22 protein-coding genes and 1 riboswitch are annotated in these 21,861 nt (G+C 75.0%); of the genes, 10 read left to right on the top strand and 12 right to left on the bottom strand.

The window, feature by feature from the left end; translation table 11 throughout:
- Nucleotides 1-6 precede the first annotated feature (6 nt).
- The 7 genes from ACIQVD_RS17745 to thiC all read right to left on the bottom strand — a co-directional run bounded on the left by ACIQVD_RS17745 (nt 7) and on the right by thiC (nt 6,159).
- A complete protein-coding gene (locus ACIQVD_RS17745) occupies nt 7-1,221 on the bottom strand; it encodes a M20 family metallopeptidase (RefSeq protein ID WP_400692223.1) in 1,215 nt (404 codons plus the stop codon).
- Nucleotides 1,222-1,306: 85 nt separating this feature from the next.
- Nucleotides 1,307-1,999 carry a TetR/AcrR family transcriptional regulator gene (locus tag ACIQVD_RS17740; protein ID WP_402290028.1) on the bottom strand — a complete coding sequence of 231 codons (693 nt, stop codon included), beginning with the start codon at nt 1,997-1,999 and terminating at the stop codon, nt 1,307-1,309.
- A 277-nt stretch (nt 2,000-2,276) separates the two neighbouring features.
- Nucleotides 2,277-2,771 (bottom strand): hypothetical protein, encoded by a 495-nt coding sequence (locus ACIQVD_RS17735; protein WP_402290026.1) that lies wholly within the window; start codon nt 2,769-2,771, stop codon nt 2,277-2,279.
- Between the two features lie 106 nt (nt 2,772-2,877).
- The gene (locus tag ACIQVD_RS17730) at nt 2,878-3,285 is read right to left on the bottom strand and encodes a type II toxin-antitoxin system VapC family toxin (RefSeq protein ID WP_402290023.1); all 408 of its coding nucleotides are present in this window, start codon (nt 3,283-3,285) and stop codon (nt 2,878-2,880) included.
- Nucleotides 3,282-3,512: a FitA-like ribbon-helix-helix domain-containing protein gene (locus ACIQVD_RS17725; RefSeq protein ID WP_402290021.1), complete on the bottom strand. Its 231-nt coding sequence runs from the start codon at nt 3,510-3,512 to the stop codon at nt 3,282-3,284. Before ACIQVD_RS17725 ends, ACIQVD_RS17730 begins: the two co-directional genes overlap by 4 nt.
- Nucleotides 3,513-3,650: 138 nt before the next feature.
- A complete protein-coding gene (locus ACIQVD_RS17720) occupies nt 3,651-3,797 on the bottom strand; it encodes a thiamine biosynthesis protein ThiC (protein ID WP_402290019.1) in 147 nt (48 codons plus the stop codon).
- A gap of 568 nt (nt 3,798-4,365) precedes the next feature.
- On the bottom strand, nt 4,366-6,159 hold the full coding sequence (gene thiC / locus ACIQVD_RS17715; protein WP_402290016.1) for a phosphomethylpyrimidine synthase ThiC: 1,794 nt from the start codon (nt 6,157-6,159) through the stop codon (nt 4,366-4,368).
- Nucleotides 6,155-6,288, bottom strand: a riboswitch (TPP riboswitch). Its footprint overlaps the gene before it by 5 nt.
- A gap of 111 nt (nt 6,289-6,399) precedes the next feature.
- Between thiC and ACIQVD_RS17710 the strand changes: the two genes are divergently transcribed.
- The 7 genes from ACIQVD_RS17710 (at nt 6,400) to ACIQVD_RS17680 (ending at nt 14,073) form a co-directional block, all read left to right on the top strand.
- Complete coding sequence (locus ACIQVD_RS17710; RefSeq protein ID WP_400692193.1) at nt 6,400-6,600, top strand: hypothetical protein; 201 nt, start codon at nt 6,400-6,402, stop codon at nt 6,598-6,600.
- 185 nt (nt 6,601-6,785) lie between these two features.
- Nucleotides 6,786-8,288, top strand: a complete 1,503-nt coding sequence (locus ACIQVD_RS17705) for an SPFH domain-containing protein (protein WP_400692190.1) — start codon at nt 6,786-6,788, stop codon at nt 8,286-8,288.
- A gap of 194 nt (nt 8,289-8,482) precedes the next feature.
- Complete coding sequence (locus ACIQVD_RS17700) at nt 8,483-9,490, top strand: ketoacyl-ACP synthase III (RefSeq protein ID WP_100837175.1); 1,008 nt, start codon at nt 8,483-8,485, stop codon at nt 9,488-9,490.
- On the top strand, nt 9,487-10,227 hold the full coding sequence (locus ACIQVD_RS17695) for a glycosyltransferase family A protein (protein WP_400692185.1): 741 nt from the start codon (nt 9,487-9,489) through the stop codon (nt 10,225-10,227). The genes ACIQVD_RS17700 and ACIQVD_RS17695 overlap by 4 nt, the downstream gene beginning before the upstream one ends.
- 199 nt (nt 10,228-10,426) lie before the next feature.
- Nucleotides 10,427-11,902, top strand: coding sequence for an AMP-binding protein (locus ACIQVD_RS17690; protein ID WP_400692182.1), 1,476 nt, complete (start codon nt 10,427-10,429; stop codon nt 11,900-11,902).
- On the top strand, nt 11,857-13,035 hold the full coding sequence (locus ACIQVD_RS17685) for a cytochrome P450 (protein ID WP_402290011.1): 1,179 nt from the start codon (nt 11,857-11,859) through the stop codon (nt 13,033-13,035). Before ACIQVD_RS17690 ends, ACIQVD_RS17685 begins: the two co-directional genes overlap by 46 nt.
- Nucleotides 13,036-13,179: 144 nt before the next feature.
- On the top strand, nt 13,180-14,073 hold the full coding sequence (locus ACIQVD_RS17680; protein WP_402290009.1) for an NAD-dependent epimerase/dehydratase family protein: 894 nt from the start codon (nt 13,180-13,182) through the stop codon (nt 14,071-14,073).
- A gap of 60 nt (nt 14,074-14,133) precedes the next feature.
- On the opposite strand, the gene ACIQVD_RS17675 is transcribed toward ACIQVD_RS17680, so the two are convergent.
- The 3 genes from ACIQVD_RS17675 to ACIQVD_RS17665 all read right to left on the bottom strand — a co-directional run bounded on the left by ACIQVD_RS17675 (nt 14,134) and on the right by ACIQVD_RS17665 (nt 15,530).
- Nucleotides 14,134-14,334 (bottom strand): hypothetical protein, encoded by a 201-nt coding sequence (locus ACIQVD_RS17675; protein ID WP_400692174.1) that lies wholly within the window; start codon nt 14,332-14,334, stop codon nt 14,134-14,136.
- Nucleotides 14,335-14,499: 165 nt separating this feature from the next.
- On the bottom strand, nt 14,500-15,156 hold the full coding sequence (gene tenA, locus ACIQVD_RS17670; RefSeq protein ID WP_402290006.1) for a thiaminase II: 657 nt from the start codon (nt 15,154-15,156) through the stop codon (nt 14,500-14,502).
- A 56-nt stretch (nt 15,157-15,212) separates the two neighbouring features.
- On the bottom strand, nt 15,213-15,530 hold the full coding sequence (locus tag ACIQVD_RS17665) for a cupin domain-containing protein (protein WP_030463001.1): 318 nt from the start codon (nt 15,528-15,530) through the stop codon (nt 15,213-15,215).
- A 93-nt stretch (nt 15,531-15,623) separates the two neighbouring features.
- Here ACIQVD_RS17665 and ACIQVD_RS17660 point away from each other — a divergent pair, with 93 nt between their 5' ends.
- Nucleotides 15,624-15,998 carry a phage holin family protein gene (locus tag ACIQVD_RS17660; RefSeq protein ID WP_100837181.1) on the top strand — a complete coding sequence of 125 codons (375 nt, stop codon included), beginning with the start codon at nt 15,624-15,626 and terminating at the stop codon, nt 15,996-15,998.
- Nucleotides 15,999-16,269: 271 nt separating this feature from the next.
- Complete coding sequence (locus ACIQVD_RS17655) at nt 16,270-19,236, top strand: protease pro-enzyme activation domain-containing protein (RefSeq protein ID WP_402290003.1); 2,967 nt, start codon at nt 16,270-16,272, stop codon at nt 19,234-19,236.
- A 63-nt stretch (nt 19,237-19,299) separates the two neighbouring features.
- Here the strand turns inward: ACIQVD_RS17655 and ACIQVD_RS17650 are convergent, their stop codons facing one another.
- A complete protein-coding gene (locus ACIQVD_RS17650) occupies nt 19,300-19,446 on the bottom strand; it encodes a hypothetical protein (protein ID WP_400692163.1) in 147 nt (48 codons plus the stop codon).
- A 157-nt stretch (nt 19,447-19,603) separates the two neighbouring features.
- Between ACIQVD_RS17650 and ACIQVD_RS17645 the strand changes: the two genes are divergently transcribed.
- Complete coding sequence (locus ACIQVD_RS17645) at nt 19,604-20,131, top strand: NUDIX domain-containing protein (RefSeq protein ID WP_100837183.1); 528 nt, start codon at nt 19,604-19,606, stop codon at nt 20,129-20,131.
- 12 nt (nt 20,132-20,143) lie between these two features.
- Here ACIQVD_RS17645 and ACIQVD_RS17640 read toward each other — a convergent pair whose 3' ends face one another.
- Complete coding sequence (locus ACIQVD_RS17640; protein ID WP_402290001.1) at nt 20,144-21,859, bottom strand: globin domain-containing protein; 1,716 nt, start codon at nt 21,857-21,859, stop codon at nt 20,144-20,146.
- Between the last annotated feature and the right edge of the window lie 2 nt (nt 21,860-21,861).

Raw genomic sequence — 21,861 nt, 5'->3', positions numbered from 1 at the left:
GCGGTCTCACCGCGTCCTGCCGAGCGCCAGTGCCGCCAGCAGGGCCGCCGCGTCGCCCAGGACGCCGTCGTCGAAGCGGGCCTCGGCGGAGTGGTTGTAGGGGGCGGTCAACGGGTCGGCGTCCGCGGGGCAGGCGCCGACCATGACGTACGCGGCGGGGACGTGCTCGGCCAGGACACCGAAGTCCTCGGAACCGGCCAGCGGGCGCGGCATCTCGAAGTAGCTCTGTTCGCCCAGCAGTTGACGGACGGTCCGCTCCGCGTACGCGGCTTCCGCCGGGTCGTTGGCCGTCACCGGGTAGCCGTGCTCGACCACCGCGTCGACCCGGCAGCCGTGCGCCTCGCCGATGCCGCGGACCACCCGGACGGCCTCGGCGAGCACCAGCTCGCGGGCCGCGGTGGAGAAGGAGCGGACGGTGGCGCCGAAGGCGGCCTCGTCGGGGATGACGTTCTCCGCGGTGCCCGCGTGGAAGGTGCCGACGGTCAGCACGACCGGGTCGAAGGCGTCGAAACGGCGGGTGACCATGGTCTGCAGGGCCAGGACGGCCTCGCACGCGGCGGGCACCGGGTCGGTGGCCAGGTGCGGGCTGGAGCCGTGGCCGCCGCGACCGCGGACCACCACCCGCAGGGTGTCGGAGGCGGCCATGATCGGGCCGGGCCGCCCGGCCACGTAGCCGGCCGGCAGCAGCGCGGCGCCGACGTGCAGGGCGTACGCGGCGACGACCCGCTCACCGGCCGCGTCCAGGACGCCGTCCTCGACCATCAGGGCCGCGCCGCCACCGCCCTCCTCGCCGGGCTGGAACATGAACACCACGCTGCCGGACAGCTGTTCGCGGCGGGCGGCGAGCAGTCTCGCCGCGCCGATCAGCGCGGCGGTGTGCAGGTCGTGGCCGCAGGCGTGCATCGCGCCGGGGTTCTCCGAGGCGTACGGCAGGCCGGTGTTCTCCTGCACCGGCAGGCCGTCGAGGTCGGCGCGCAGCAGCACGGCGGGGCCGGGGCGGGCGCCGCGCAGGACGGCGGTGACGGAGGAGAGCCGCTCGCCGAGGGTGATCTCCAGCGGGAGGCCGTCGAGGGCGGCGAGGATCCGGGCCCGGGTGCGGGGCAGGTGGAGTCCGATCTCGGGGTCGCGGTGCAGGGCGCGCCGCAGGTCGACGAGTTCGGGGTGGAGCGCGGCGGCGGCGCGGCGCAGCTCGTCGAGCGGGGGGTGAACGTCGGCCGGCATGGGGACGCCTCCTGGGTGGACGGGGAGCGGACGGTTCTCCCGCATCCTCGCCCCGGAGGGCCTCCGACCGGCCAGGACGCACGGATCACCCGCGAGCGGCGGGTGCCGCGCACGGATCTTCCAGCCCGGCGGCGGTCGGTGCGGCGGCGGCGGTCGGTGCGGCGGTGGCGGCGGCGGTCGGTGCGGCCGGTGCGGCGGCGGTCGGTGCGGCGGCGGTCGTTGCGGCGGTGGCGGCGGCCAGCAGGGCGGCGGCGATCGCCCGGGCCTCGGCGGCGGGGGCGGGAGTGCCCTCGCGCAGGGCGGTGACGATCGCGCCGTCCATCAGCAGGACCAGCCGCCGGGCCAGGCCGACGGCCCCGTCCGGCCGGTACCCCTCGTCGCCGAGCAGCCCGGCGACGTACCCGATGACCCGCTCCTTGTGCGCGACGGCGACCTGGTGGGCGGAACTGCCCGGATCGGCGCTCTCGACGATGGCGTTGATGAAGGCGCACCCGCGGAAGTCGGCCCGGGCGAAACGCTCCGCCAGGGCGTCGAACACGTCGAGCGGCCGACCCCCGAGCTCGGCGACCCGGGCCGCCAGCCACGCGCGCCAGTCACGGTCGCGGCGGGTGAGGACGGCGACGACCAGCTCGTCCTTCCCCGTGAAGTGCCGGTAGAAGGAGGCCCGGCCGACGCCGGACTCGGCGAGGATCCGCTCCACCCCGACCGCCCGGACGCTTTCGGCGTAGAACAGCGCCTCGGCGGTGTCGAGCAGACGGGCGCGCGCACGGGTGGCCATGTCGCCCAGGCTAGTGGGTGGTCAGCGCACGGCGGCACCGATCGGTACCGTCCGGAGGCACGACCGGCACGACGGCCGCCGCCACCTCGGCCGCCCCCGGCCCGCGACAGCCACTTCACACCGAACACCCTTGCCGTACAAGCCGATTCGTCCCGCACGCACGACCCGGCTGCCACAACCAGCCCCATGAAGCGTCCGCACCACACCGCCGGCTCCGCCGCCGTCCTGCGCGTCGGCTTCGAGCGGTGGCCGGAGCGGAGTGCGACCTTCCCGGCGCCTACAGGCAGATCCAGCAGTAGAGCTGCTCACCGGCTGCGCGGGCGCGCCGGGCGAGTCGGATCAACTCCTCGGCCAGCGGCTGCATGTCGTCGACGTCGGCCGGGTGGAGCTCCTCCGCCCGCACCCACCTGGCGACGATCGCCGGCACGTCCGCGTCACTCACCCCGGCCAGGGTGTCCCGGACCGCGGTGTCGAGTTCCACCACCCACGGGCCCGTGGCCCAGGGGTCGTCCTCGCCCTGCGGACCACCCGGTCCGGGCACCGGGGTGGTCGGCCAGACCGGCCGATCGGCCACCAGGCCGGCCGTCCAGGGGACTCGGCGGACGGCGGCGATCAGCTCCCCCAGCACGAGGTCCGGGTCCAGGCGCTTGGCCTCGACCCCGTCGAAGTGCGGGTCCCCGCCGCCGATGAGCAGGCGATCGTCGGCGCACTCCAGCGCTCGCACGACCGAAGCCGCATCGGCCGCGCGGAAGTAGTCGGTCAGCACACCCACGGGTCTCCTCCCCCACACGCTCGTCCGTCAGCCGGAAGTAGACCAGCCACGACCGACACCGGCACCGGCACCGACCGGAGCACCGCGCCGGCCAAGGGCGGTCCGGTCAAGGGCGGACCGAGGCGAAGACCTCGATCTCACACCTGGCCACACCACTGCGCTCGATCCTCGCGTCACTGGTGATCAGCGGTACGCCCAGGGCCTCCGCCAAGGCGACGTACTGGGAGTCGTAGGCGCTGAGGTTCGCGTGCAGGTTCTTCACCCGGTCCCAGAAGGGCAGTGTTTCCCGCTGGGCGATGGGAAGCATCCGGTACGCGGAGACCGCCCTCTCCGCCTCCTGCTCGGTCAGTTTGCCGCCACGTTTCATGCCGAGGAGAGCTGACTGGATCTCGTAGTCGAGAAGAGTGGGTGCGTAGACGTCCCCGGCCTCGGCCACCCGGCTGCGGACGAGCTGCCCGTCGGGGCCGTGGGCAGTGAGGACCAGGACCAGTGCGGAGCAGTCAATGACGATCAACGCCCGGCTCGCCCCTCGTCGACCGCCGCGAGGACATCGGCGGTGCTGACGGTGGCAGTGGTCTCCCGGTTCAGCCTGTCCATCATCTCCGCCATCGTGGGCTTGGACGTCTCCTTGGCGATCAGGTCCTGCATGAACGCCTGGAGCGACTTGCCGGCCTGCGCCGCGCGAACCTTCAGAGTCTGGATCTGATCGTCCGGGACGTCCCGGATCGTGAGGACTGTCATGCCTGCATTCTAGCTCGGATGTCTGCAAAATGCAGTTAGTCGCTGGACCGTTCCCCGGGCATCGGCGGCCGAGCAGCGGAACCGCGGAGAGCGGCCCCGACGGCGAAAACCCTCGGGGCCGCTCTCGCACGCGGTGCGTCAGTCGGCCAGCGGGAGGTAGACCCGGTTGCCCTGGGCCGCGAACTCCTCGGACTTGACCCGCATACCGGCCAGGGCCTCGGCGTCGTACTCGGTGTTCACGGACTTGTCGCCGTACAGCTCTGTGATGCTTTTGCTGATCTTCATCGACGACGACTCGAGTCCGAAACCAGCACATTGGTGCACTACGGGTAGTCGAAGAAGCGGACCCACCCAGTCGCAGGGACGGCCCTCCCCGTAGGACGAGAGCAGTGCCCCTGCTCGCACCATCGTACGGACGGGTGAGCCGGCGTTCTGGCAGCACCCTGTACCCCTGCTCGGTGAGCGCCCGTTCCACCACCACCAAGTCCTCGGCACTCAAAGCGGCGGCCTCAACCGCCTCGGTGGTGTCGACGTAAAACTCCCGGTCGCGTCGGCCGGCACCTCCACCCGGCCATGCAGACTCGCGTCCTGCACTCCCCGGTCGGCGAGGCATCGCGTAGCGAAGGCGGCATCCAGTACGGCCACCAACCGGTCGAACCGGGCCCGTGCCTCGACGTGGTCATGGTCGGGTGGGAACTCAAGCGACTCCGGGTCGTCGAACCTGTGAAGCAGCGCGATCAGCTGACTATCAGCGTTCGGCACCCGACCATGATGGTGCATTTGCCGACACGCAGAGCGCCGCGCCGGGAAACCCCCTCCTGTCTCCCGGTGCGGCGCCGTTCCGAGGTGACCGTCAGTCGGCCAGCGGGAGGTAGACCCGGTTACCGTTGGCCGCGAACTCTTCCGACTTGGCCTTCATGCCCGCCTCGGCCTCATCGTCGCTGGTCACGGCCATGTCGTCGCCGTAGGTGTCCATGATGCTTTTGCTGATCTTCATGGAGCAGAACTTGGGACCGCACATGGAGCAGAAGTGCGCGGTCTTGGCGGGTTCGGCGGGGAGGGTCTCGTCGTGGAAGGCGCGGGCGGTCTCCGGGTCGAGGGCCAGGTTGAACTGGTCCTCCCAGCGGAACTCGAAACGGGCGTCGGAGAGGGCGTCGTCCCAGAGCTGGGCGCCGGGGTGGCCCTTGGCGAGGTCGGCGGCGTGGGCGGCGATCTTGTAGGTGATGACGCCGGTCTTGACGTCGTCGCGGTCGGGGAGGCCGAGGTGTTCCTTGGGGGTGACGTAGCAGAGCATCGCGGTGCCCCACCAGGCGATCATCGCGGCGCCGATGCCGGAGGTGATGTGGTCGTAGCCGGGGGCGACGTCGGTGGTCAGCGGGCCGAGGGTGTAGAACGGGGCCTCGTCGCAGATCTCCTTCTGGAGGTCCATGTTCTCGCGGATCTTGTGCATCGGGACGTGCCCGGGGCCCTCGATCATCACCTGGACGTCCTTGGCCCGGGCGATCCGGCCGAGTTCGCCGAGGGTGGTGAGTTCGGCGAACTGGGCCTCGTCGTTGGCGTCGGCGATCGAGCCGGGGCGCAGGCCGTCGCCGAGCGAGAAGGTGACGTCGTAGGCGCGCAGCAGGTCGCAGAGTTCCTCGAAGTGGGTGTAGAGGAAGTTCTCCCGGTGGTGCGCGAGGCACCAGGCGGCCATGATCGAGCCGCCGCGCGAGACGATGCCGGTCTTGCGGCGGGCGGTGAGCGGGACGTACCGCAGCAGCACGCCGGCGTGCACGGTCATGTAGTCGACGCCCTGTTCGCACTGCTCCAGCACGGTGTCGCGGTAGACCTCCCAGCTGAGGTCCTCGGCCCGGCCGTCGACCTTCTCCAGCGCCTGGTAGAGCGGGACGGTGCCGATCGGGACGGGGGAGTTGCGCAGGATCCACTCGCGGGTGGTGTGGATGTTGCGGCCGGTGGAGAGGTCCATGACGGTGTCGGCGCCCCAGCGGGTGGCCCAGGTCATCTTCTCGACCTCCTCCTCGATGGAGGAGGTGACCGCCGAGTTGCCGATGTTGGCGTTGATCTTCACCAGGAAGTCGGTGCCGATGATCGCCGGTTCGACCTCGGGGTGGTTCACGTTGACCGGGATGACGGCCCGTCCGCCGGCCACCCGCTCGCGGACGTACTCCGGCTCCAGGCCCTCCCGGATCGCCACGAACTCCATCTCGGGGGTGATCAACCCGCGCTTGGCGTAAGCGAGTTGGGTGACGGCGACGCCGTCGCGGGCGCGCAGCGGGCGGCGCGGGCGGCCGGGGAAGACGGCGTCCAGGTTGCGCAGGTCGCCGCCGCGCGGGGCGGTGTGCCTGATCCCGTCGTCCTCGGGCCGGGCCTCGCGGCCCTCGTACTCCTCGACGTCGCCGCGCTGGCGGATCCAGGCGTCGCGCAGCGCGGGCAGCCCGCGCCGGACGTCGGCGGGGTGGGACGGGTCGGTGTACGGCCCGGAGGTGTCGTACAGCGGGACGGTGCGCCCGTCGGTGAGGTGGACCTCGCGGTAGGGGACCCGCAGGTCGGGGCGGCTGCCCTGGTGGTACGCCTTGCGCCAGGCCGGGGTCGGGTACCCGGTGGCGGCCGGCTGCTGGACGGACGTGTGCTCGCTCAAGGTGGTCATGCGACCTTCCACTCCCTACGCCGGCATTACCCGGTCAGGTTCCTGCGGTCGGCGCAGCAGGTGGTACGCGGGCCCGCGTACCGTCAGCGCCCTCTCAGCCCGGTGCTCCGAGCTCCCGTTCCGCGCAGGCGTTCGCCGCCCGCGTCCGCTGCTCACCGTAGGGCACCGGACGCGGAGGGTCCAGGGCGCCTCCGGTCACCGACCTGTCCGGGCCGCTCGCGGGGTGGAAGAATCGCCGGGGTGATCGGACTGGTGGGGCGGGTGACGGGACGGATCGGCGCGGGCCTGGTCGGCGAGGTGATGGTGCGCGTTCCCGAACGCCAGGGCAGCGAGGCGTTCCTGGCGTACCGGGCGGTGCCGGGCGAGTCGCTGGAGCCGGGCACCATGGTGGTCGTGGTCGATTACCAGCCACCGCGCACGGTGTACGTCGAGCCCTACTGACGGCCCCTCACCAAGGCCGGGCAAACACCGCGCAACGGTTTCGAGACAGTGGGCGCTCCCGCTGGCGCGGCCCCTTCCCCCGCGATCACGGCAGGCGGAGAATGCGGCTGCCACCGGGTTCCGCGCCCACAACTGCACCACCCAGCGCAGCCACGGACCGGTGTGCCACGAAGGGGGAGATCGCGATGCTGATCGGCATCGTCGGAGCCGTTGTCGCAGGGCTGCTGGTCCTGGTCGTGCTCTTCAAAATGATGTGGCGGGTCGCCGAGCCGAACGAGGCGCTGGTCATCTCGGGTTCCAAGCACGGCGAGGGCCTCGGCTTCCGCGTGGTCACCGGACGGGGCACCTTCGTGCTGCCCGGCGTCCAGGTGGTCCGGCGGCTGTCGCTGGACCTCAACGAGGCCGCGCTGGACGTCGAGTGCGTGACCTCGCAGGGCATTCCGGTGCACGTCAAGGGCGTGGTCATCTTCAAGGTCGGCGACGACCCGGTGTCCATCGCCAACGCCGCCCGCCGCTTCCTGGACCAGCAGAAGATGATGGGCCAGCGGGTGCACAACGTGTTCGCCGGCCACCTGCGCTCCATCGTCGGCGGCCTGACCGTCGAGGACATGATCCGGGACCGCGAGCGGCTCACCGGGGAGACCCGCTCCGCGTCGGGCATCGAGATGGAGAAGCTCGGCCTGATCATCGACTCGCTGCAGATCCAGGAGATCCTGGACCCGACCGGCTACATCACCAACCTGGCCGCCCCGCACGCCGCCGCCGTCCAGCGCGACGCCCGGATCGCGGCCGCCGAGGCCGACCGCCGGGCCACCGAGGCCGAGCAGGAGGCGTTCGCCCGCAAGGCCGAGGCGACGCGCAACTCCGGTATCCAGCAGGCCGGTTACCAGGCCGAGATGGACACCGCCGCGGCCCGCGCGCTCCAGGCCGGGCCGCTCGCCCAGGCCGCCGCCCGGCAGGAGGTCGTGGTCCAGGAGACCAAGGTCGCCGAGCTGGAGGCGCACCGCAAGGAGCAGCAGCTCCAGGCCGACGTCCGCAAGCCCGCCGACGCCCGCGCGTACGAGACCCGCACCAAGGCCGAGGCCGACCGCGACGCCCGGATCTCCGCCGCCGAGGCGCTCTCCCGGGAGACCGACCTGAAGACCGCGGCCGAGGCCAACCGGGTCAAGGTCGCCGCCGCCGCCGAGGCGGAGGCCACCCGGGCCCGCGGCCTGGCCGCCGCCGAGGCCACCCGCGCCACCGGTGAGGCCCAGGCCGCCGCCGAGGCCGCGAAGGGCCTGGCCGAGGCGGAGGCCGCCCGGGCCAAGGGCCTCGCCGAGGCGGAGGCCACCCGGGCCCAGGGCCTGGCCGAGGCCGAGGGCATCAAGGCCCGCGCCGCGGCGCTCGCCGAGAACCAGGAGGCGGTCGTCGCCCAGCAGCTCGCCGAGAACTGGCCCGCCATCGTCCGGGCCGGTGCGGACGCCTTCGGCAACGTCGAGCACATGGTGCTGCTGAACGGCGCCGAGGGCATGTCCGAGATGTTCGCCAAGGCGCTCACCATGGGCGGCACCGGCCTCGGCCTGGCCCGCCAGCTGCTCACCACGATGACCCCGGCGGCCCCCGCAGAGACCCCGGCGAACCCGGCGGCCCCGGCGGACCGCGCCCCGGCCACCCAGGTCATCCCGGTCCAGTCCGGCAGCGGCGACTGACCCGCACCGCCGGCACACCACCAGCGCACCACCGGCACGACGACGCACCACGGCGCACCACGGCGCACCCGCGCCACCACCCGGCCCGTACGGCGGCACCACCGCCGTACGGGCCGCATCGTCTCCGCAATCCCGGGCAGCAGCTGAGTACCCGTACTCACGCCCCGGCCACCGCGCCGCGCCAGCATCGGAGCATGGACCTGCTGCCCCGCGTCGGAATCACCGCCGTCGGCTCCCACCTCCCGCAACGGACCGTGACCTCACGGCAGTTGCAGGACGAGGTGGCGGCCGGCGCCCGCCTCCCGCTGCCCGACGGCATGTTCGAGAAGGCCACCGGCATCCGCACCCGCCGCTTCGCCGGGCCCGACGAGCACCCCTCCACGCTCGCCCTCGGCGCGGCCCGCCGGGCACTGGCCGCCCGCGGCCTGGAACCCGCCGACCTCGACCTGCTGCTGTTCGCCTCCGCCTCCCGGGACGTCTGCGAACCCGCCACCGCCCACCTCGTCCAGGCCGAACTCGGCTCCCGCGCCCACGCGCTGGACGTCTCCAACGCCTGCAACAGCTTCCTCAACGGCATCGACACCGCCCGGGCGATGATCCTGGCCGGCCGCGCCCGGCGCGCCCTGGTGGTCACCGGCGAGACCCCGAGCCGGGCGATGCGTCGCGACCCCTCCGGCCTCGCCGAGTTCCGCGACGGCTTCGCCGGGTACACCTTCGGCGACGGCGGCGCCGCCGTCCTGGTGGAGCGCGTCGAGCGCGGCGGCATCCTCGACGTGGAGACCCAGACCGCCTCCGAGCACTGGCAGGTCGGCGGCATCCCCGGCGGCGGCTCGCGCCACCCGCGCGGCGACGAGTGGAGCTACTTCCGCGGCGGCGGCAAGGAGCTGCGCGGCGTCTTCGAGCGGATCGGCGCCGACATCCTCACCCGGGTCGCCGCCCGCACCGGCCTCGGCTGGGACGCCTACGCCCGGGTCCTGGTCCACCAGGTCACCCTGCCCTACCTGGAGCGCTTCGTGGAGCTCACCGGCGTGCCCGCCGACCGGCTGGTCGTCACCGTCCCCGAGCTCGGCAACCTGGCCTCCGCCACGATAGGCGTCCAACTCGACCGCATCATGCCCGAGTTGGAGACCGGCGACCGGGTGCTGATGGTCGGCCTGGGCGGCGGCGTCAGCCTGATGACGATGGTCTGGGAGAAGTCGTGACCGAGCTGTGGGTGATCGTCCCCGCCTACCAGGAGGCCGCCCGGATCGGCGGCGCCCTGCGCGCCCTCGCCGCCCAGCACGACCGCGACTTCACCCTGCTGGTCGTCGACAACGGCTCCACCGACACCACCGGCGAACAGGTGCGGGCCTTCGCCCGCACCGCGCCCTTCCCCGTCCACCTGCTCGTCGAACCGGAGAAGGGCGTCGGCTGCGCCGTCGACACCGGCTTCCGCCACGCCATCGACCACGGCGCGACCCTGCTCGCCCGCACCGACGCCGACTGCCTGCCCGAACCCGGCTGGGCCGGCGCCGCCCGCGCCGGGATGCGGGCCTCCGGCGGGCTGGTCTGCGGACGCGTCACCGCCCGCCGCGACGAACACGGACCGCTCGGACGGGCCGTCTTCCGCGCCCTGGTCGCCCTCGGCGCCCTCTTCGGCCGGATCCGCCCCGCCCACCGCCGCCGCCACGGCTACCTCACGCCCTACCGCATGCACGCCGGCAACAACATGGCCATCACCGCCGACCTCTACCTCGCCACCGGCGGCATGCCCCGCCGCCCCTCCCCTACCGACCGCGCCTTCATCAACCGGATCCGCCGCCACAGCACCGCGATCGTCCGCCGCCCCGACATGGTCGTCCAGAACTCCACCCGCCGCATCCGCGCCTACGGCCTGCGCGGCACCGCCCGCTGGTACCTCGAACGCGGCGCCGGCCACCGCGACGTCGACGTCCGGTGAGACGGCGAGGTCCGCGTCGCGGGCCCGGGAACCGGCGGGTCGTCCGAGCAGCTGCGCGCCGGAGCCCACCGGCGGCCCCGAGCCCGCCGTTCCCGGGCCCCGGCGCGGACCTTCCGTCCGTCCCCCTCCCGTCCGTCCCCCTTCCGTCTGTCCCCTTCCGCCCGCCTACCCGCCCGCCCGCCCGCGAAGAGGAGTCCCCGTGCTCGACCAGCTCGCCCGCACCCTGCGCGAAGGCGCCTCGCGCCCGGCGCTGCTCACCAGCACCCGCCGCGGCAGCCCCCGGGTGCTCGCCCGGTGCGCGGAGCTGGCCGCGCTCGCGGACGGGTACGCCGCGGCGCTGCACCACGGGCACGGCCTGCGGCCGGGGGACACCCTGGGGGTGGCGGTGCGCCCGGGGCCGCGGGCCCTCGCCGTGCTGCTGGCCGCGCACCGGCTGGGCCTGCGCAGCGCGGTGCTGGACCCGGGCGCCGGGCCGGAGGTGCTGCGGGCGCGGCTGGCGCTGGCCCCGCCCGCGCTGATCCTGGCCGACTCCGCCGCGCAGGCCGTCGCCGGGTGGGCCCGTCCGCTGGCCCGCCGCGCCCGGCTGGAGCTGCCGCCGCTGGGGGCGCTCGGCCCGGTGGCGACCGTCGGTCCCCGGCACCCGTGGTGCGCCCGGTCGCTGGCCGGGCACCCGGGGCCCGCCCCGGACCCGTACGAGGGGGACGGCGACGCGGTGGTGGTGTTCACCTCGGGCACCACGTCCGCCCCGCGCGCGGTGGTGCACTCGCGGGCCTCGCTCGCCGCCGGGATGCGGGCCGTGGACGCGCTGGTGCGCCCCCGTCCGGGCCGGACGGTGCTCGGCGGGACGACGTTCGTGCTGGTCCCGGCGCTGGCCGCGGGCGCGGTCGTCGCGCTGCCGGCCCGCCGCACCGCCGTGCTGCAACGCCAGATCGACCGGCTCGCCCCGGACGAGACCTACCTGACGCCGCCCCGGCTGCGTCCCCTGACCAGGCTCACCGGCCGGGTCTGGACCGGGTCCGCGCCCGCCGACGCCGCGCTGCTGCGCCGGGCCAAGGAGGCGGGGGCGGACGAGGCGTGGGGGGTGTACGCGCTCACCGAGCTGTTCCCGGCCGCGGCGGTCGAGGAGCGCGACAAGAGCGCCCACGACGGCCCGGGCGACCTGCTCGGCCACCCGCTGCCGGGCGTCCGCACCCGGCTCGGCGCGGACGGCGAACTGCTGCTCGCCGCCCCGGCCGCCCGCGACCGCTACCTCGGCGAGGACCCGGACCCGTGGGTGCGCACCGGCGACCGGGCCCGCCTCGACCCGGCCGGTCGGATCGTGCTGGCCGGCCGGCTCAAGGACATGGTGCTGCGCCGCGCCGAGAACATCTACCCGGGCCTGTACGAGCCCTCGCTGCACCTGCCGGACGTCGAACTCGCCGTCCTGGTCGGCGTTCCCGGCCCGGACGGCGACGAGCGCCTGGTCGCCCTGGTCCAGCCCCGTCCCGGCGCCGACCCCCGGCGGCTGCGCGCCGCCCTGCACGCCCCGCTCGCCCGGATGGGCACCGCCCGCCCCGACGCCCTGCTGCTCGGCCCCGTCCCGCTGACCGGCCGCTCCCGCAAACCCGACCGCGCGGCGGCCGCCCGCCAGTGCGCCCGCCGCCTCGCCGACCACCCGGCCGGGCGGACGCGCTGACCCCGCCGGACCCGCCCGCCCCCGCCGACACCGGCACCGCCGCCCGCCGCCCGCCGCACCGCCGACACCCCACCCCGGAGGGCCAGTTGACCGCCGCCCGGCGCGCCGACCGCACGGTCTACCTGCGCAGCCACCCCCTGCTGTTCGCGCTGCTCGCCGCGACCCGGCACCGGCCGGTGCTCCGGCTCGGCCGCACCGTGCTGGTCCACCACCCGGACGCCTACCGCGAGGTCCTCACCCGCGTCCCGCTCGACCGGACGGCCGAGCGGACCACCGGCGGCACCGCCGCCCGGCTCACCGGCGGAAGCCTGCTCTTCGACCAGCAGGGGGCCGAACACCGCACCGCCCGGCGGGAGTTGACGGCCCTGCTGGGCCCGGCCGGGGTGGCCGCGCTGCGCCCGGTCTGGGAGCGGGTCCTGGACCGGCACCTCGGCGGCCTCGACCGGCCCGTCGACCTCGTCCCCGCCGTCCGCGAACTGGCCGGCGCCACCGCCGCGGCGCTCACCGGCAGCGACGCCCCGCCGGTGCGGCTGGCGCTCGCCGCGGAGCGGGCCGCGGCCGCCACCGCCCGCGCGCACCTGCCCGCCCTGCTGCCCCGCCCGGGCGGCGCCCGCCGGGCCCGCACGGCCGCCGACCGGTTGAGCGGGCTGCTGCCCGACCCGCGCGACGCGATGCTCGCCGTCGCCGCGGTCAACACCACCCTCGCCGCCCTGCCGCGCGCCGTCGCCTGGTGCGCCCGCGAGCGGCTCTGGGACCTGGCCCGCGACGACGCCCCGGCGCTGGCCGCCGAACTGCTCCGCCGCACCGCCGCGTCCCCGGTCCTCCCGCGCGCCGCGGCCGCCGACGCCACCGTGCTCGGCCACCGCGTCCGCCGCGGCGACCGCCTGCTGCTGGTCGCCCGGCACGCCGCCGAGGCCCAGCACGACACCCCCACCCACCCGCACGCCGCCCTGGCACCCTTCGGCCTCGGCCCGCACACCTGCCCCGGCGCCGCCCTCGCCCGCGCCCAACTCGCCACCCTGCTGGGCACCCTGGCCCCGCACCGCCCGCACGCCCTGCGCACCTCCCCGCACCCCGGCAGCGCCCTGCCCTCCTACCGCACCTGCGTCATCGGCCCGCCGCGCCCCCGTTGACCCTCGCCCGCGCCCGACGCGCCACCCCGCCCGCACGCCCTGCGCACCCGCGCCACCGCCCCGCCGCCCCGCCGCGCAACTGACGACCCGCCATCCCGCCGACATGCCAACGCCCGCCATCCCGCCCGCCAGCGAAGGACCGCCGTGCCCCCGTTGACCCTCGCCCTCACCGGCGCCACCGGCTTCTGCGGCGCGCACCTCGCCGCCCTCGCCACCGCCCGGGGCCACCGGGTGCTGGCCCTCGGCCGCCGCCCCGCCCGGCACGGCGCGCACGTCCGCTGGGACGCCGCCGCGGACACCGCCGCCCCGCCCGAACTGCGCGCGGCGGACCTGGTGGTGCACTGCGCGGCGGCCGTCGGCGACCACCCGCCGGGCTCCCCCGCCGAACGGGACCAGTACGCCGTCAACGTGCGGGCCACCCGGCGTCTGCTGGAGGCCGCCGCCGGGACGCCCTTCGTGTTCGTGAGCAGCGCCAGCGTCTACGACCCCCGCCCCGACCGGTCGCTGGTCACCGAGGAGCACCCCACCGCCGCCGGCCACCTGAACGCGTACGGGCGGACGAAGGCCCGCGCGGACGCCCTGGCGCTCGCCGCCGGCGCCGTCGTGCTGCGCCCGCGCGCGGTGTACGGGCCGGGGGACCCGCACCTGGTGCCGCGACTGCTGGCCGCCGTCCGGTACGGGGTGCTGCCGCTGCCGGGCGGGGACGTCGAGCTGAGCCTGACCGCGGTGGAGAACCTCGCCGCGGCGTGCCTGGCCGCCGCCGACTGGCCGCCGGGGGCGTACAACGTCGCCGACCGCGCCCCGTACCGGCGGGACGCCGCGCTGCGCCGGGTGCTCGCGGCCCACGGCCGCCGGGCCCGGCTGCTGCACGTCCCGCCCCGGCTGGCGGCGCTCGCGGTCGGCCGCCGCCCGCAGGTGACGCGCTACGCGCTGGACCAGCTCGCGCACCGCGTGGTGCTGGACACGCGGAAGTCCCGGTCCCGGGGCTTCGCCCCGGGCCGGGACCTCGACGACTACCTCTCCCGCCTCACCGGCTGACCGCCCCACCGGCTGACCGCCCCACCGGCCGGCGGGCCAGGGGGCCGGCGGGCCGGGAGGCTAGTTCCGGGCGGCCTTCTTGATCAGGATCACCACGGCCGCGGCGATGCCGACCAGCACCAGCACGTTGATGGCGAAGCCGACGATGCCGGCCACCACGCCCACGATGGTCCAGAAGACCTTCCAGGCGATCACCAGCAGCAGGATCGGGACCACGATGTTGCGCACCCACGAGGGCAGCGACTTCCAGAACTCGGCCATGTCCGTACCTTCTCCCCTCGGGGTCGGTGCCGGTGTTTCCGGCTGCGTTCCCGCTCCCTCGATCTCGACACTTCGATCGTAGGCGGCGCGGAGATCCGAAATCGAGGGGCGACGGCCCGGAGAGAACCCGGAGATCCTTCCCTGACTCCCCGCCGGGGAGAACCCTCAGACCGGCCAGGTCTCGCCGCGCCAGGCGGCGTCCCAGAACATCCACTCGTAGCGCGAGGTGGTGGTGAAGTGCCCGACCACGCGCCGCCGTTCGGCCGCGGAGAGCTCCTCGCCGATCCGGTCGGTGAGGTCCAGGACGCGGCGCACCACGGTCTGGAACTCCTCGTCGCCGTACGCGGCGATCCACTTGGCGTAGAGCGGTTCGGGCGAGGAGCGGCGGGCCAGCTCCTCGCCGACCCGGGCGTAGATCCAGTAGCAGGGCAGCACGGCGCCGAGCGCCTCGGCGAAGGAACCGCCGTAGACGGTGGCCAGCAGGTAGCTGGTGTAGGCCCGGGTGGTGGGCAGCACCGGTTCGTCGTCGACGTCCGGTCCGCCCAGCGCGCCCATGAACTCGCCGTGCATGTCCTGCTCGGCGGCGATCGCGCCGACCGCGTCGTGGGCGAAGGCCAGCACCTGGTCGTCGCCGGGGGCCTTGGCGGCGCAGACGGCCAGCGCCCGGGCGTAGTCGCGCAGGTAGTGGGCGTCCTGGACGACGAAGTGGCGGAACGCGGCGCGCGGGAGGGTGCCGTCGGCGAGGCCGAGCAGGAAGGGGTGGTCGAGTATCCGGCGGTAGGTCGGCTCGGCGGCCGTCCACAGTTCGTCGGTGAGCTTCACGGGTGGTCCTCCTCCCGGAACGGCGCGGTGCTGCGGTCGGTCCTCCGGCCGGACGGTCAGTCCTCCGGCGGGGAGAAGACCACCAGCACCCGCAGTTCCTCGGTGATGTGGTGGAAACGGTGCTCCGTCCCGGCGGGGACGAACACCACGCTGCCGCGCCCGACCGTGGCGGTCTCCCGGCCGACGGTGAGTTCGGCCCGGCCGCTGACCACCAGGTAGATCTCGTCCTGGGCGTGCGGGGTCTGCGGGTCGGTGTCGCCGGGGGAGAGCGCGTACAGGCCGGCGGACATCGTCGGCTGCTTCAGGAAGCGCAGGTACGCGCCGTCGCTCCCGGCGCGCTCGGCGTCGAGTTCGTCCAGCCGGAACAGCTTCATCGGGGCTCGGCTCCTCTCCCGGTCCGGCCCCATTCAACAACACCGGCGCGGGGAGCTTCCGCCCGGCCGTCCGGGCCTGCCACCATCCGCAGCATGAAGAATTTCGTGATCAAAACGCTCATCAACGCGGTGGCCATCTGGGTCGCCGCCTGGATCGTCACCGGGATCACGCTCTCGGGGGACGACTGGCAGCACAAGACACTCACCGTGGTCGCGGTGGCGCTGGTCTTCGGCGTGATCAACTTCCTGATCAAGCCGCTGGTGAAGCTGTTCTCGCTACCGCTGTTCTTCCTCACCCTGGGGTTGATCACCTTCGTGATCAACGCCCTGATGCTCTGGCTGACCTCCTGGGCCTCGGACAAGCTGAGCCTGGACTTCCACGTCGAGGGCTTCTGGTCCGCGCTGCTCGGCGCGCTGATCATCAGCCTGGTGTCCTGGGGCCTCAGCCTGGCGCTCAACGACGACTGAACACCCCGCGGGCGGCCCACCGGCACCGGGCCGCCCCAGGAGGAAACCCCGTTGCCGAACGTCCGTTCCCGACTGGTATAACTGTCCGCCGGTGAGCTGACCGCCCCGTCGCCCGGGGCGCGAGCTTCGGGGGGTTCCACGGCGTCCACGCCGTCCTCTCCGCTGCCTTCACGACCTCCGTGCTGCCTCGACACCCGGCCGTGCGACCGGTCCGCCACTGCATGGCGGCCGCGCACGCGACCGCCGGACGAATGGCACTGGAGAGAACCGCATGCCAACTGCCCCTCCCCGCGGGCGGATACGCCGCGCCCTGGCGGGCGCCGCCGCCGCGTCGGTGGTCCTGGGCCTGGTCGCACCGACCGCCGCCCACGCCGCGAGCCCCCAGCCCGACCAGCGGATCGGCCGCGTGCCGACCGTCCCCGGCGGCGCCACCCGCACCGCCGCCCCGGCCGACAGCACCGTGCTGGACCTCGGCGTGACCCTGCGCCCGCGCGACCCCGGCGCGCTGGAGGACTTCGTCACCGCCGTCTCCACCCCGGGCTCCCCGCTCTACCACCAGTACCTGCGGACCGGCGAGTTCGCCGGCCGCTTCGGGGCCGCCCCGGCCGACGTGGCCGCCGTCACCGCCGAGCTCACTGCGGCCGGCCTGCGGCCCGGAGCGGTCGAGGACGACGGCCTGACCATCCCGGTCGAGGCCACCGTGGCGCAGGCCCGCAAGGCGTTCGCCACCGACTTCGCCGGCTACGCGCTCGCCGACGGCAGCGCCGCCTTCAGCAACACCGAGGCGCCCAAGGTCTCCGGCCGGGCCGCCGCGAAGGTGCTCGGCGTCACCGGCCTGAACTCGCTGGCCGGCGCGGTGTCGATGAGCCGCCCCTCGGGCAGGGTGATCGAGCAGCCCCGGCAGGCACCCGCCACCGAGCGGCAGCTCAAGCCGTCCTACGTCGGCGGCCAGCCCTTCGTCTGCTCCGGCATCAAGGACCAGCTGACCAAGGCCGGCCTGCGGCCGATGATCGACTACAACACCCCGGACACCCTGACGCTCAACACCTACCAGCAGGCGTTCGGCAACGGCGGCGCGGGCGCCACCGTGGCGATCCTGGCCCTGGAGGAGTTCGACGACCGGGCGATCGCCGGGTACCAGAGCTGCCTGGGCACCAGCACCAACGTCAGCCGGGTCAAGGTCGACGGCGGCCCCACGCAGCCCCCCGGCGCGGACGTCGGCGTGGAGACCGCGCTCGACATCGAGACGGTGATCGGCCTGGCCCCCAACGCGGACGTGCTGGTCTACCAGCCCGCGGACGCCAGCATCCGGGAGCTCAACTCCGGCCTGCGCCGCATCGTCACCGACAACCGGGCCCAGACGGTCTCGATCAGCTGGGGCCTGTGCGAGCCGTACGTGGACTCCGCCTCCGAGCAGGCGCAGAACCTGATCCTCCAGCAGGCCGCCGCCCAGGGCCAGTCGGTCTTCGCCGCCTCCGGCGACTCCGGCTCGACCGGCTGCACCGACGACCACGGCCGCCCCCAGTCGGGGCTGGCGGTGTCGTTCCCGGCCTCGCAGCCGTACCTCACCGCCGTCGGCGGCACCAGCGTCTCCGACCCGTACAACACCCCGACCGAGTCGGTGTGGAACACCCCGGGCGGCGGGGCCGGCGGCGGCGGCGTCTCGGCCGTCTGGTCGGTGGACGGCGCCACCGGCTACCAGTCCGGGTTCTCCGGCCAGGGCTACGCCAACCTCTGCAACGCCGCGGCCGGCCGGGCCTGCCGCCAGGTGCCGGACGTCTCCGCGCTGGCGGACCCGAACCAGGGCTACCTGACCCTGACCCACGCCGACTCCACCACCCTGTACTGGGACCTGATGGGCGGCACCAGCTTCTCCGCCCCGCTGTGGGCGGCGATGACCGCGCACGCGAACGCCGACCCGAAGTGCGCCGCCGCCGGGCCGCTGGGCTTCCTCAACCCGCAGCTGTACAAGCTGGGCAGCACGCCGGGCCTGTACGACCCGGTCACCGGCAACAACGTGGTCAGCGCCTCCGGCTACACCGGCCCGCTCTACCAGGCCGGCACCGGCTACGACCTGGCCACCGGCCTGGGCACCCCGCGCGCCGACAAGCTGTTCGCGCAGCTGTGCGCCAAGCTCCCGGGCAGCCCGGCCGGCGCGTTCAACGCCGTCGTCCCGACCCGCCTGCTGGACACCCGCGGCGGCGCCCCGCTGGCCGCCTACGGCGAGACCGCGGTGCAGATCGCGGGCAGCGCCGGCATCCCGGCGAACGGCGTCACCTCGGTGGTGCTGAACGTCACGGTGACCGACCCCACCACCGACGGCCACCTGACCGTCTACCCGTCCGGCGGCGCCCGCCCGAGCACCTCCAACCTGAACTGGACCGCAGGCCGGACGGTGCCGAACCTGGTCACCGTGCCGGTCGGCCCGGACGGCAAGGTCCGCTTCTACAACGGCGCCTGGGGCCAGGCCCAGCTGATCGTCGACGTCCAGGGCTACTACGGCACCGCGGGCGGCTCGACCTACCTGCCCTCCGGCCCGACCCGGGCGCTGGACACCCGCTCCTCCGGCGGCGCGCTCGCGGCCTACGCGACCCGCACCGTGACGAGCGGTCAGCTCGGCGCCCCGAGCGGGACGAAGGCCGTGGTGCTGAACGTGACCGCGACCGACACCCGGACCGACGGCCACCTGACCGCCTACCCGTCCGGCACCACCCTGCCGAGCACCTCCAACCTGAACTGGACGGCGGGCCGGACGGTCGCCAACCAGGTGATCGTGCCGCTCGGCGCGGACGGCTCGATCAGCGTCAACAACGGCTCCTGGGGCTCCGCCCAGGTGATCGTGGACGTCTTCGGCTTCCTCGGCGCCAACGGGGGCGCGTCGTTCCACTCGACCACCCCGCAGCGCCTGTTCGACAGCCGGGTCGGCCAGGGCACCAACAGCTGGCCGTTCGGCGCCGACGAGATCCGGGCCCTGAACCTGGACGGCGACGGCCGACTCGCCAAGGCCAAGGCCGTGGTGCTGAACGTGACAGTCACCAACCCGCGGGTCGACGGCCACCTGACCCTCTACCCCTCCGGGCAGAGCGCGCCGGACACCTCGAACCTGAACTGGTCGGCGGGCCAGACCGTGCCGAACATGGTCACCGTGCCGGTCGGCCCGGACGGCCGCGTGATGATCAAGAACGGTTCGTGGAGCTTCACCGACGTCATCGTCGACGTCTTCGGCTACTACAGCTGAGCCCGGGGGCCGGCCGTCCGCCGGCTCCCCCCTCGCGGGCTGACCCCGGAATCCGTTCCGGGGTCAGCCCGCTTTCTCGTGCCCGGTGGTGGAGGGGATGGCGGCGAGCTCCTCGTCCGGCGGCTGCCCGGTGCCGGAGACCACGTCGACCATCCGCACCTCGCCGTCCCGGTGGACCGCGTGGTAGTCGGCGGCGAATCGAAAATCCACGGCGCGGGCGCCCCGCGCCGCCGCCCGACGCCCCCGGACACGCCGTTCCACCCGGACCGCGGAACGGGTCCCTCCGATTCGTCCCCGTGTGCGAGTTTCGCGCCCGCCGCCGCGCGGGAGACTCCCGCACAACGCTCGCGCCCCGGAGGTGGCAGCCATGTCGGGCCCGGTCCGTCCTGTCGTCAAACGCACCGCCCGCGCGATCCTGCTGGACGTCGATCCGGACGACCCGCACGCGCCCGCCTCGCTGGTGCTGATCCGCCGGGTCCGCCCCGGCTCCCCGCACCCGTACTGGATCACCCCCGGCGGCGGCGTCGAGCCCACCGACCCGACGGTGGTCGCCGCCCTGCACCGCGAGGTGGACGAGGAGTTGGGCGGCAAGGTCACCGACGTGGTGCCCGCCTTCGTCGACACGGTGGCGCAGTCGCACCACGACGACGGCACCCCGGCGCACCCGCACGGCGTCAAGGTGCAGCACTTCTTCGTCTGCCGGCTCGCCGGGCTGGACGAGTCCCGCCGGCACGGCCCCGAGGTCGAGCGGCCCAACGGCGAGTACGCGGTCGTCCGGGTCCCGTTCACCCGCGAGGGCGTCACCTCGGTCAACGTGGTCCCGCCCAGCCTGCGCGCCTACCTCGCCGCCAACATCGAGGGCGTCCGCGCCCTGCTCGCCCCCGACCTCGGCTGAACCACCGCCGCCTCACCCGCCCCGTCGGTCCTCCCGCGCCGCCAGGTCGTGCCGGACCCGCCCCTCCGGCACCCCGCAGCGCCGCAGCACCGCCGCCCCGGACCGCACCATCGCCGCCGGGCCGCTCAGGTACGCCGTGAAGCCGCGCCAGGGCGCGTACCGGGCCACCGCCTCCGGCAGGTCCCCGACCAGCGCCCCGACCGGCCCGACCGGCTGCTCCGACACCACCGGACGCACCGTCAACCAGGAGTGCCCGGAGGCAAGTTCGCGCAGCTCCTCCAGCCGGTACAGCTCCTCGGCCCGCCGCGCCCCGTAGAACACCTCCACCCGGCGCCCGGCCGCGCCCCGCTCGGCCACCTCCTCGACCAGCGCGGCGATCGGCCCGATCCCGGTGCCGCCGCCCAGGCACAGCAGGTCCTCCCCCGCCGCGTGGTCCACCGTCATCGCGCCCTCCGCCGCCCCCAGCCGCAGCACGTCGCCCGGCCGCGCCCGGTGCACCAGCGCGTTGCTCACCCAGCCCGCCGGCACCGCCTTCACGTGCAGCGTCAGCAGCCCGTCCGGCCGCGGCGCCGAGCCGAACGAGTACGGCCGCCACACCCGCGGCCACCACGGCGTCTCCACCGCCGCCCACTGCCCGGCCCGGAACGGGTACGCCTGGTCCGGACGGAGCGTCAGCACCGCGACGTCCCGGGTGGCCTGGCGGTGCTCCACCACCTCGGCCTGCCACCACGGCGGGGCCGAGCGGGCCTCCTCGTCGGCGCCCTCCGCCATCAGCCGGGCCACCAGCGCCAGCAGCCGCCGCCAGGCCGCCTCGGTCCGCTCGTCCCAGCCGCTGCCGCCGTACCGGGCCAGCGCCGCCACCAGGCAGTCCGCCACCGAGGCGTAGTGTCGGGGCAGCGCCCCGTACGTGCGGTGCCGCCGCCCCAGCGGGCCCAGGTACCCGCGCAGTTCCTCCGGGTCGCCCGCCCGGGACGCGCAGAGCCGCAGCGCCTGGAACAGCCGGGCGCGCTGCTCGTCCATCGCGGCCGGGAACATCGCCCGCAGCTCCGGGTGGCGCAGGAACAGCAGCGCGTGGAAGTGCGCCATCGCCCGGTCCGCGTCCGGCGCCACCGCGGCCAGACAGGCCCGCACCAGCACCAGGTCCTCGGGACCCGGCGGCTGGACCGGCGGCGCGTCCGCCCCGGCCGGCTCCAGCGCGGGCGGCGGCTCGACCGCTGCCGGCACGCCCCAGGCCCGGCTCCACCGGTCGTCCGGACCGACCCGGTTCAGCGCCGGCGCCGGCCGGAACAGCGGCTCGAACGACACCGGGACGGCCGCCGACGGCACCGGCACCACCGCGGGCACCGGTGCGGGCACCGTCGGCGCCCAGGTCGGCTTCGCCGGCACGGCCGGCACCGGGGTCAGCCCGGCCGGCCCCGTGACGGCGGTCGGCTCCCCCGGCTCCCCCAGCTGCACCGGCCCCAGCGGGAACGGGAGCCCGGAGGCGGCCGGGAACGCGGCCGGGAACGGCCCGGGCGCCGGGGCCGGACCCGACCCGGCGGAGGGCTGCTCCGCCGGATCGGACGGCTCCCGCTGCTCCGGGGCGGTCGGAGGTTCGTCCGCCGGGGCGGACGGGGCGGACGGGGCGGCGGCGGGCTCGGCACCGGAGGGCACGGGACCGGCCGCGGTGCCCCGGCCGGCCTCCACCTTCGACGGCCTGCTCTCCCGGACGAGCTGACGAGCGCTCAAGA

It is taken from the genome of Kitasatospora sp. NPDC090308, assembly GCF_044769485.1.
Classification (GTDB): domain Bacteria; phylum Actinomycetota; class Actinomycetes; order Streptomycetales; family Streptomycetaceae; genus Kitasatospora; species Kitasatospora fiedleri.
The sequence above is the reverse complement of the archived record's forward strand: the minus strand, read 5'-3'. Positions and strand labels throughout refer to the sequence as shown.